General features: G+C 41.8%; 8 protein-coding genes. 5 read left to right on the top strand and 3 right to left on the bottom strand.

Features of this window, described 5'->3' with window-relative positions; genetic code table 11:
• Window positions 1–23 precede the first annotated feature (23 nt).
• The 5 genes from radA (at window position 24) to RE317_RS15420 (ending at window position 7,074) form a co-directional block, all read left to right on the top strand.
• On the top strand, window positions 24–1,391 hold the full coding sequence (gene radA, locus RE317_RS15440; protein ID WP_005842575.1) for a DNA repair protein RadA: 1,368 nt from the start codon (window positions 24–26) through the stop codon (window positions 1,389–1,391).
• A gap of 39 nt (window positions 1,392–1,430) precedes the next feature.
• The gene (locus RE317_RS15435; RefSeq protein WP_005842576.1) at window positions 1,431–2,081 is read left to right on the top strand and encodes a DUF1847 domain-containing protein; all 651 of its coding nucleotides are present in this window, start codon (window positions 1,431–1,433) and stop codon (window positions 2,079–2,081) included.
• Between the two features lie 5 nt (window positions 2,082–2,086).
• Window positions 2,087–3,730, top strand: a complete 1,644-nt coding sequence (locus tag RE317_RS15430) for an NAD(P)/FAD-dependent oxidoreductase (protein ID WP_008667985.1) — start codon at window positions 2,087–2,089, stop codon at window positions 3,728–3,730.
• 127 nt (window positions 3,731–3,857) lie between these two features.
• Window positions 3,858–4,478: a response regulator transcription factor gene (locus RE317_RS15425; RefSeq protein ID WP_005848856.1), complete on the top strand. Its 621-nt coding sequence runs from the start codon at window positions 3,858–3,860 to the stop codon at window positions 4,476–4,478.
• A gap of 169 nt (window positions 4,479–4,647) precedes the next feature.
• On the top strand, window positions 4,648–7,074 hold the full coding sequence (locus tag RE317_RS15420) for a TonB-dependent receptor (RefSeq protein ID WP_008667984.1): 2,427 nt from the start codon (window positions 4,648–4,650) through the stop codon (window positions 7,072–7,074).
• 240 nt (window positions 7,075–7,314) lie between these two features.
• Here the strand turns inward: RE317_RS15420 and RE317_RS15415 are convergent, their stop codons facing one another.
• From RE317_RS15415 to metA, 3 genes are read right to left on the bottom strand one after another with little or no spacing between them, the layout of a single operon-like run.
• Window positions 7,315–8,277: a zinc ribbon domain-containing protein gene (locus tag RE317_RS15415; RefSeq protein ID WP_008667982.1), complete on the bottom strand. Its 963-nt coding sequence runs from the start codon at window positions 8,275–8,277 to the stop codon at window positions 7,315–7,317.
• Complete coding sequence (locus tag RE317_RS15410) at window positions 8,264–10,093, bottom strand: U32 family peptidase (RefSeq protein WP_008667980.1); 1,830 nt, start codon at window positions 10,091–10,093, stop codon at window positions 8,264–8,266. The genes RE317_RS15415 and RE317_RS15410 overlap by 14 nt, the downstream gene beginning before the upstream one ends.
• The gene (metA, locus tag RE317_RS15405; protein ID WP_005842582.1) at window positions 10,090–11,007 is read right to left on the bottom strand and encodes a homoserine O-succinyltransferase; all 918 of its coding nucleotides are present in this window, start codon (window positions 11,005–11,007) and stop codon (window positions 10,090–10,092) included. The genes RE317_RS15410 and metA overlap by 4 nt, the downstream gene beginning before the upstream one ends.
• Between the last annotated feature and the right edge of the window lie 56 nt (window positions 11,008–11,063).

Genomic DNA, 11,063 nt, shown 5'->3' with positions numbered 1-11,063 from the left:
TGTTTTAATTATCCCGTAAGAATATGGCAAAGGAAAAGACTGTATATGTATGCACCAACTGTGGGCAGGATTCACCCAAATGGGTAGGGAAATGTCCGTCTTGCGGTGCATGGAACACATACGTAGAAGAAATTATACGCAAGGAACCTGCAAACAAAAGACCGGTATCCGGCCTGGAATCCGTAAAAAGCAAGCCTGTCACACTGAATGACATTACCGGAGGGGACGAGCCTCGAATTGATATGCACGACGAAGAACTGAACCGGGTATTGGGAGGCGGTTTAGTACCGGGATCACTCGTTCTACTGGGCGGTGAACCGGGGATAGGCAAATCCACTTTGGTGCTGCAAACCGTACTTCATCTGCCTGACAAAAAAGTATTGTATATATCGGGAGAAGAGAGTGCCCGGCAATTAAAACTGCGTGCAGACCGTATCCCGCATAATTCTTCCGACTGCCTGATAGTCTGTGAAACTTCGTTGGAGCAGATTTACGTCCATATCAAGAATACACGACCCGATTTAGTGATTATCGACTCTATTCAAACCATCTCAACCGAAACGATAGACTCTTCTCCCGGCAGTTTGGTACAGGTACGTGAATGTTCCGCTTCTATTTTAAAATTTGCCAAAGAAACAAATACGCCGGTCATTCTGATCGGCCATATCAATAAAGAAGGAAGCATTGCCGGCCCCAAGGTACTGGAACATATTGTAGACACCGTATTGCAATTTGAAGGTGACCAACATTATATGTACCGCATTCTCCGCAGCATCAAGAACCGTTTCGGAAGCACCGCCGAACTGGGCATTTATGAAATGCGCCAAAACGGTTTGCGCCAAGTGAGCAACCCGTCCGAACTGTTGCTTAGCCAAGACCATGACGGGATGAGCGGGGTTGCTATCGCCTCTGCCATAGAAGGAGTCCGCCCTTTCTTGATTGAAACACAGGCTTTAGTCAGTTCGGCAGTATATGGGAATCCGCAACGTTCTGCCACCGGATTTGATTTACGACGTATGAACATGCTTCTGGCAGTACTTGAAAAACGGGTAGGATTCAAACTGGCACAAAAAGATGTCTTTTTGAATATCGCAGGTGGATTGAAAGTGAATGATCCGGCCATCGACCTGTCTGTCATCAGTGCCATTCTATCCAGCAATATGGATACGGAAATAGAACGTGACACCTGCATGGCGGGTGAAGTAGGACTGAGTGGTGAGATCCGACCTGTAAACCGTATTGAGCAACGCATCGGAGAAGCAGAGAAGTTAGGTTTCAAACAAATTCTTATACCGAAACATAATTTGCAAGGAATGGATACATCAAAATTAAAGATAGAAATCATTCCGGTAAGGAAGGTAGAAGAAGCGTTCCGGGCTTTGTTTGGATGAGATAAATAAGAGAAAACTTAATTTGAATAATGATATAAAATGACAAAAGAACAATCATACCCCCCGACCTGCATAGACTGCGGCACACAGAACTGCAAGTTCAAAGAGCGCACTTACCCTGAATTTTGTCTGACTACCCATTTGGAACAAGAAGATTTGGAATGGGCGTTGAAACAATATAACGACAATAACAAGATAATGGCAGCCAGTGCCGAAGTGGAATATGAAGGTTACTGCCGATTAACCCGTGTGGAAGAAATCATGACCTTCGCACGCAAGATGGGATATAAAAAACTAGGAATTGCCTATTGTATCGGACTGGTGAATGAAGCCCGTATTTTTGCCCGCATCCTCCGTGCTAACGGCTTTGAGGTATATTCAGTAATCTGCAAAGTAGCCGGAATAGCCAAATCCTCTATCGGAATCCCCAAAGAATGTGAAAAAATCGGTGCGGCAATGTGTAACCCTATCCTACAAGCACGCCTTCTCAACCAAGCACATACAGAGTTGAACGTGGTTATCGGACTATGTGTGGGACATGACAGTTTATTCTACAAGTACTCTAATGCCTATACTACAACTTTAGTGACCAAAGACCGTGTGACAGGACACAACCCTGCCGCCGCACTATATACCGCCAATTCTTATTACCGTAAAAAATTAATGCCGGAAGGCGAACAATCCAAATAAGAACCATGATACAGGAATTTCAAATAAGAGTCTTGCCTGAACAAGCAGCCAACGAACAGTCACTGAAACAGTTCATCGGACATGACAAGGGATTGGATATACGTACCATCCATGCCCTTCGCATCTTAAAAAGGAGCATAGACGCACGTCAACGCACCATCTATGTAAATTTGAAAGTACGCCTATATATTAATGAAATGCCACAAGATGAGGAGTTCACCCGTACTATATATAATAAGGTAGATGGGAAACCACAAGTCATTGTCGTGGGAGCAGGACCGGGCGGACTTTTTGCTGCCTTGCGATTAATAGAGTTAGGACTCCGGCCTGTCGTAGTGGAACGAGGTAAGAATGTACGCGATAGAAAAATAGATATCGCCCGTATCAGCCGTGAGCACAAAGTTGCCCCTGAAAGCAACTACAGTTTCGGAGAAGGAGGAGCAGGAGCCTACTCAGACGGCAAACTCTATACCCGAAGCAAAAAGCGAGGGAATGTGAACAAAATTCTGAATGTATTCTGCCAACATGGCGCCAATACCTCCATCCTGGCAGATGCCCATCCCCACATCGGTACAGACAAGTTGCCGCGTGTGATTGAAAATATGCGGAATACCATCATAGAATGTGGTGGTGAAGTGCATTTCGAAACACGAATGGATTCCCTTATTATAGAAAAAAACAAAATCACAGGTATAGAAACAAATACCGGAAAGACTTTCAAAGGACCTGTTATTCTGGCTACCGGACATTCCGCACGGGATGTGTATCAGTGGTTGTATGACAATGGTATAGAGATGGAAACCAAAGGAATTGCAGTAGGAGTACGTTTGGAACACCCGTCCATGCTGATTGACCAAATACAATATCATAATAAAAACGGACGTGGAAAGTATCTGCCTGCCGCTGAATATAGCTTTGTGACACAAGTAGAAGGACGTGGTGTCTATAGTTTTTGTATGTGTCCGGGAGGATTTGTTGTTCCTGCCGCAAGCGGTCCGCATCAGATTGTAGTAAACGGCATGAGTCCCAGCAACCGCGGCTCCAAATGGAGCAACTCCGGCATGGTGGTAGAAATCAGGCCGGAAGATCTGGCGGAAAATAATCTTTTTACAGAAGAATTAAAAACGAAAAGTGAAGAATTAAAAGCCACTAATAAAAATCATGGTCAATGGACTACCGACCATTGTCCATTAACCATGATGTATTTCCAAGAAGCATTGGAGGCCTCCTGCTGGCAGCAAGGCAATATGCGCCAAACCGCACCTTCACAACGAATGGTGGACTTCACCCGCAAAAAACTAAGCTATGATTTACCCGACAGTTCGTATAGTCCGGGATTAGTTTCCTCTCCCCTGCATTTTTGGATGCCTGCATTCATTACCGACCGTTTGAGCAAAGGTTTCCAACAATTCGGAAAGAGCAGCCATGGCTTCCTGACCAATGAAGCAGTGATGATTGGTGTAGAAACACGCACGTCGGCTCCGGTACGGATCCTGCGAGATAATGAGACACTGCAACATGTCACTGTCAATGGGTTATTTCCTTGTGGAGAAGGAGCAGGTTACGCCGGAGGAATTGTTTCAGCAGGTATCGATGGAGAAAAATGTGCTGAAGCAGCAGCCACTTATTTAGGAGTAAGGACAGATTGAACCTATCCGAAAATGATTTACAGCACATATGCGGGCGCATTCAAATGCGCCCCTACAAATAAATGATTGGTGATGTTGCCTAAAAGAAGATTTCTTTGTCTTTATGAATCTGTTTTTTATAAAAGATATGTATCTTTGCACCAAAGAAAACATCATGCATCATCCCGAAATAGCCATAGTAGACCCAAATACCCTCACTTGCCTGGGGTTAAAAAACATTTTGGAAGATATCATTCCAATGGCTACTATCCGTGTATTCCATTCCTTTGGTGAGCTGACGGATGACACACCGGACATGTATGCCCATTATTTTATCTCTGCCCAAATCTATTTTGAACATACTTCCTTCTTTTTACTTCGTAAACCAAAAACAATTGTATTAGCAGGAGGTGACAACCAGCCTCAATTATCCGGTGTTCCCAAGCTGAATATCTACCAAGATGAAGGTTCTTTGATAAAAGACATCCATCAATTGCGCCAATATGGACATCAGGCAAGAAAACAAGCAGCAGATAAAGCAATGCACATAGAAAAAACGGAACATGAATTGTCTGTCCGGGAAATAGAAGTATTGATACTTATCACCAAAGGACTTATCAACAAAGAGATAGCCGACAAACTTAATATCAGCCTGACCACCGTTATCTCCCACCGCAAGAACATTACTGAAAAACTGGGCATCAAGTCTGTTTCCGGTCTTACCGTTTATGCTGTGATGAATGGCTACATTGAAGCAGACAGAATATAAAATCCTCATTTATTAGGATTGCACACATATCAGGTTTACCGTTACTTTGCAGCCGGAATCATTCTCCATCATGGATTATACAGAGTGGAATATATAAATTTTCCGCCTGGTAGAAACTTGTAGCAACTCTGGTTATCCGTGATGTATCAAATAAAACCAAACAATAAATATGAGAAAAAACATTTTATTCATTACATCCTGCCTGCTGGCTGCAACAACTTTTGCTGAAGATATCAACACGCTGCCTAAGGACACTACAAAAGTCATTGATATAGAAGAGGTGGTAGTTATCGCTTCACCTAAAGAAACCGGAAAATTAAGGGAACTTCCTACAGCCGTATCTTTACTCTCCCAAAAAGATATGCAAGCAAACCAAATCACCACTTTAAAGAACGTGAGTTCACTGGTACCCAATTTCTTTATGCCCGACTATGGTTCAAGACTCACCTCAGCCATTTACATCCGGGGAATCGGATCGCGTATCAATACTCCTGCGGTAGGTTTGTATGTGGACAATATCCCTTACATTGACAAATCTGCATTTGATTTCAATTTTTATGATATAGAACGTATTGATATTCTTCGCGGTCCACAAGGAACCTTGTACGGACGCAATACCATGGGGGGACTAATCAAGGTACATACCCGCTCTCCATTCTCCTATCAGGGAACAGACGTAAAACTGAGTTATGGAACAAAAAGTAACTACCGCAGTGCTTCATTAACCCACTACCACCGTTGGAGTGACTGTTTCGCTTTCTCCGCCGGTGGTTATTATGAGGGATCAGACGGATTCTTCCGCAATTCGCTCAATGGGAAAAAAGTAGATAATATGGAAGCGGGAGGCGGACGAATACATGCTATCTGGCTGCCTTCAGAAAACTTAAAACTAGACTTCACCATAGGCTATGATTATAATGACGAAGGGGGATACCCTTATTACTATACAGGAGCTATAGACGGATACGACAAAGAGAATGAAAAATATAAAAACTACATAGGGAAGATTTCATACGATCAGGATTGTACTTATCGCCGTGGACTGTTCAATACCGGTTTGAATATTGAATACCAGGCGCAAAAGTTTATCTTAAGCGCTGTTACAGGATTCCAGAATTTAAACGACCGTATGTTTATGGACCAGGATTTCCTGCCTGTCAGCATTTATACCATTGAGCAGAAGCAGCGTCTGAATACCATCAGTGAAGAAATTACTTTTAAAAGCAAAAACAACAAGCGCTGGCAATGGGTTACAGGGGTTAGTGGTTTTTATCAATGGCTACATACCACCGGTCCGGTAAACTTCATGGAGGACGGAGTGACCGATATGATCGAAGGAAACATCAACAATACTTTCAAGAAAATTCATTTAGACGATCCCCGCCGTACCCCTGAAATGAGTCTGGACGTTTTGAACAACCGTATCCGCGTAAGTGGAAGTTTTGACACACCGGTATTCAGCACCGCACTGTACCACCAATCTACATTCAACGACCTGTTTGTGAAAGGCCTTTCAGTAACAGCAGGTTTGCGCTTGGAATATGAAAAAATGTCTATGAATTATTTCTCGGATAGTAATATTGATTTCGATTTCTTTCTTAAAATGGCAATGCCTCCCCTTAATATTCCATTCAGGAATTTGAATGCCGCACCGCTATTGGAAGGAAAAGAAAAAAACGACTATGTACAGCTACTTCCCAAGCTAGCTTTTAAATACGATTTCAGCCCTGCAAACAATATGTATGTAAGCATAACCAGAGGATATCGTTCCGGAGGTTATAACGTACAGATGTTTTCAGAACTGATACAAAATGACATGCAACAAAAAATGATTGAAGCCATACTAGACAAGGCACCAGAATCTATGGCAGGTATGATAGAAGGAATGATCAAGCAACACATGCCCAACTACGGAAAAGAATTGAACGTACAAGAAACAACTGTCTACAAGCCCGAGTACAGCTGGAATTACGAAGTGGGATCACATCTCAGTTTGTTCAACGGCAAACTGAAGACCGACCTTGCCGCATTCTACATGGATACCCACGACCAACAAATCGCCAAATTTGTCAATAGTGGCTTGGGACGAATGATGGTCAATGCCGGTAGTAGCGAAAGTTATGGAATAGAGGCCAGCTTTCTGGCATCCATCAACAAAAACCTGAATATGAATGTAAGTTATGGATATACTCATTCCACATTCAAAAAATATGACGGAGGTACTACATCATCAGAAGAGCAAATTGATTATAGCGGCAATTATGTACCATTTGTTCCCCGCCATACCATGAATGCAGGCGCAAATTATAGTTTCTTTTTCGATAAAAGCAATTGGATGCAAAGCCTGACTTTAGGCATGAGCTATACCGGAGCAGGAAAAATTTATTGGACTGAAAAAAACAATGTCTCACAAAGTTTTTACGGAACACTGAACGGGCGCATTTCTTTGCAGACAAAAGCTTTACAGATAGATGTATGGGGACGTAATTTAACCAACAAGGATTATACAACCTTCTATTTTGAAACCATGCATAGAGGATTCGAACAAAAAAGCAGGCCTTTACAACTGGGAGTGGATATACGTTATCACTTCTAACCATTCTTGCAAAAACAGAAAGGGGGGTTCATCACGAACTCCCTTTCTGTTTCCACATTTACCAAATCAAGTTTATTTTTTATTCTGTCACACCAAGAAAAGCAAGAACTTTATTATTGCTGTAAATGATACCCATAGCTTCTAGAACAAACCTATTTGTTTTAGTGTATGTACATAGAGAAAATGCTGTTTACAATAGAAAACTGCTTGAGCCTTTGTCAAAAGAAACAAACAATAAAATTATTCATTGACAGCGCCGCAATGAGGACACACTCCTTTATTCTTTATCTTCGCCCCACAATTTCCACAACTGAATTTATACCGGGAAGCATGCTTTATACGATTAAATGACCATACAGCATATACCAATAAACATGGATAACCCAAATAGTAATACGTAGTAAATGTAAAAAACAAATATAAAAAGATACAGCAGGACATCAATCCCAACAAATAAAAACATGCAGCTTCAATATGTGTCTGATGAAACAAATCATCCAAAGTAGCCAACCCCACAAGAATAATCCCCCAAATATTAAACATGAAAAGAGAAAGAATAAAAGGTAAGCTAAAAGGATTCAAAGAAGGATTATAATAAAACTGCTCCCAAGTTCCCGGAACAAAATGCTGAATACTGGCATAAAGCGTAGCTGCTGTAGCTACCAACCAAGAAAGAACTGTAGGAAAAACGCTATCAATATCATTCAACCAGATTAATTGCAGCTTCTGGCGACGAATAGCCCTATGAATATACCAAATACCGAAAAAGCCTAATATGACAAAGAAAGCGATGGTATGAGAATTACTGAAAAAATGAATAAACTGTGACACTGAATCCACAGGAACTACTTTCTCCAACAATTCCTTTTCATGTATCCATCCCATTGTTTCCTGGTCCCGTGCTACCTTTACCCATACAGAATCCACACTATCAGCAGCTTGTATCATAAACTCCGCTACCACCAGCCGTTCTCCTTTAAAAACAGGAAGCACATCAACCAATGGCAGTTGCTGTAACATAAGCGAATCTGAAGTAACCTCAAAATTACTGTTTAATGTATAATGCCGTTCTATCAAATAATTGACAGAATCCCTTTTCTTTTGCGGCATATCCCCACTCGGAGTAACAGGTGAAGGATATTGGCAAGCCATTAAAATAGCCAACACCAAAAACAGTAATCCGATGTACTTACTTTTCAGCATAGACTTTCATCTGACAATTCTTACAATCAAACTCTAAGCGGAAACGTCTGTTATCCGAGCTAACCAAATAATAAGGTTCCCTATAAGGAGAACGCACTTTATGCCAAGAGGGACACCATCCCATACTATAACGCAAACAATGCTTGCAAAACATCAATACCGCTTCTTCTGCCGGAGCCTTTTCATAAGCCGGAGCAATACGCTGCACGCCATGATTCCTATAGAAGGAAATAGCATCAGCATTCATCACATTTCCCAAATAAGTCAATTCATTCACAGGAAAAGCATGATGCGTTCGAGGCAACTTGTAAATTTCCTGCCGATAGTTAATACGGCGCACTTCCAGCAGTTTCTCTATTCCCTTACGGCGAAGTTCGGCAAGCATAGAAGCCGGAATAAACCAATTGTCCGACCAGTCAATCACTATATCTGACGCTTCAAATGGAGTATTTCCTAACTTTCCAAGTTGTGTACGCAAGTTATCTTCCTGCGGAGTACGGGCACGTTCCTTCTCCCTTTCCAGCACCACACTGACACTGTGATCATCTTCATCGGTCAGAGACAGAGTAAAGCCCCGATTATTTTCAGCCAATTTTAAAATGACAGCAATTTTCCTTTCAGCTGATTTACGCGACATCAACCTCTCAAATTCCTGATCAAAATTACGATAAAGTATCGTACGGGGCTTTATCCGAGGCATCTCTTGAGGAAATAACTTATTATTCTCCACCCGGTTTATGCGAAATCCCTGCAACTTACCAGTCTCATCCAAAAAACAGACGCCATCTCCATTATTAAAAGACTTGATTCCGGCTACGGTAAGATAATTACCACGAATTTCCTTCACTGTCCCCATCTCCTCCCCTAAAGACTTGGGAGTATCAAAAGAAAAAATATCCTTATTCCTGTCAAAAAGAAAATAATTAGTAAAACCACGACTGAAACTCTTATCCAATTGAGGTTTGAACTCTAATTTCACTTTTCCCGATGAAGCACGGATATACTCTTTACGACGTTTGAAAACAGTATCCAGCTTCTGGCGATAATAAGCTGTTACATTTTTAACGTAAGATACATCCTTCAAACGTCCCTCTATTTTCAGGGAAGAAGCTCCGGCATCCAGCAATTGCTCCAACTCTTCGCTCTGATTCAAATCTTTCAGAGACAATAAATGCTTATTCCTTACTATAGATTTACCGTCCGCATCTACCATATCAAAAGCAAGGCGACAGAACTGGGCACATTCTCCCCGATTGGCACTACGTCCGAAACAAGCCTGACTAACATAACATTGTCCACTATAGCTTACACACAAAGCACCATGTACAAATACCTCCAAAGGCACATCAGGACAAGCATGATGGATATTTCCTATTTCAACAAGAGAAAGTTCACGAGCCAATACCACCTGACGGAAACCTGCCTCAGCCAGGAATCTTACTTTTTGAGGAGTACGATTATCCATCTGTGTGCTGGCATGTAACGGTATAGGTGGCAGATTCAATTCCAACAATCCCATATCCTGCACGATCAAAGCATCCACTCCGGCACGGTATAAATCCCAAATCATTTTTTCCGTATCCTTCAGTTCCTCATCCTTCAGAATCGTATTCACCGTCACATAGATACGAACATTATACACATGAGCGTACCGCACCAACTCAGCGATATCCTCCAATGAATTCCCCGCAGCCGCACGTGCTCCGAAACGGGGAGCACCAATATAAATGGCATCAGCACCGTGATCAACAGCTGCAATACCGCACTCCAGATTTTTAGCAGGAGCTAATAATTCTATTTTTCGTTGTCTGATCATCGTATCTGATTTATATCAAACGGGGTTTCCTGATATACATAATAGTTCAACCAATTAGAAAACAACAAATTGGCATGTCCGCGCCAACGCACCACCGGGGCATTGTCCGGATTATCGTCCTTATAATAATTTACAGGCATTTCAATAGGCAACCCTTTCGCCAAATCACGCTTATATTCCGTATCAAGCGTATAAGGAGAATACTCCGAATGCCCGGTAATAAAGAATTCACGCCCATTACGAGCCATAGCCATATAAACCCCAGACTCATCAGACTCAGCTATTAAAGCCAACTCTTTTACTTTCAGAATATCCTCACGGTGTATTTCGGTATGACGGCTATGTGGTACAAAAAACTCATCATCAAAACCACGGAATATGGGCAATCCCTGTACATTGATATGATGACGGAAAATACCAAACATTTTTTGTTTCAGCGGATATTTGGGAACTCCATAGAAATGATAAAGCCCGGCTTGAGCCGCCCAACAAATATAAAGAGTTGAGGTAACATGAGTACGCGCCCAATCAAAAATAGTAGTAATCTCATCCCAATAATTCACATCCTCATACGGCATCTGCTCTACCGGAGCTCCCGTAATAATCATCCCGTCATATTTCTCGTCGCGCATCAAATCAAAGTCATGATAGAATGCTTTCATATGTTCTACCGGCGTATTTTTCGATGTATGGCTTTTCAACTTCATAAATGATATTTCCAACTGCAAGGGAGTGTTGGAAAGCAAACGTACCAAATCCGTTTCTGTCGTTATCTTCAACGGCATCAAATTCAATATCACGATTTTTAACGGACGAATATCCTGTGCACTGGCACGTGAATTGTCTATGACGAAGATATTTTCCTCCTTCAGCAATTCAATAGCAGGTAGTTTATCGGGTAAATTTAACGGCATTTTCTTATCTGTTAATTAGTTGTAAGTGCAAAATTAAAAAAATCCCGCCAATTCTC

Source organism: Phocaeicola sp. GP0067 (assembly GCF_031119655.1).
Classification (GTDB): Bacteria; Bacteroidota; Bacteroidia; order Bacteroidales; family Bacteroidaceae; genus Phocaeicola; species Phocaeicola vulgatus.
Note: the sequence above shows the minus strand (reverse complement) of the source record. Positions and strands in the feature narration are given on the sequence as shown.

What these genes read in the sequence shown, in the direction of transcription:
- metA (WP_005842582.1), bottom strand. Translation starts at nt 11,007, where the DNA reads ATGCCGTTAAATTTACCCGATAAACTACCTGCTATTGAATTGCTGAAG.
- RE317_RS15420 (WP_008667984.1), top strand. Translation starts at nt 4,648, where the DNA reads ATGAGAAAAAACATTTTATTCATTACATCCTGCCTGCTGGCTGCAACA.
- radA (WP_005842575.1), top strand. Translation starts at nt 24, where the DNA reads ATGGCAAAGGAAAAGACTGTATATGTATGCACCAACTGTGGGCAGGAT.
- RE317_RS15435 (WP_005842576.1), top strand. Translation starts at nt 1,431, where the DNA reads ATGACAAAAGAACAATCATACCCCCCGACCTGCATAGACTGCGGCACA.
- RE317_RS15410 (WP_008667980.1), bottom strand. Translation starts at nt 10,093, where the DNA reads ATGATCAGACAACGAAAAATAGAATTATTAGCTCCTGCTAAAAATCTG.
- RE317_RS15425 (WP_005848856.1), top strand. Translation starts at nt 3,858, where the DNA reads ATGTATCTTTGCACCAAAGAAAACATCATGCATCATCCCGAAATAGCC.
- RE317_RS15430 (WP_008667985.1), top strand. Translation starts at nt 2,087, where the DNA reads ATGATACAGGAATTTCAAATAAGAGTCTTGCCTGAACAAGCAGCCAAC.
- RE317_RS15415 (WP_008667982.1), bottom strand. Translation starts at nt 8,277, where the DNA reads ATGCTGAAAAGTAAGTACATCGGATTACTGTTTTTGGTGTTGGCTATT.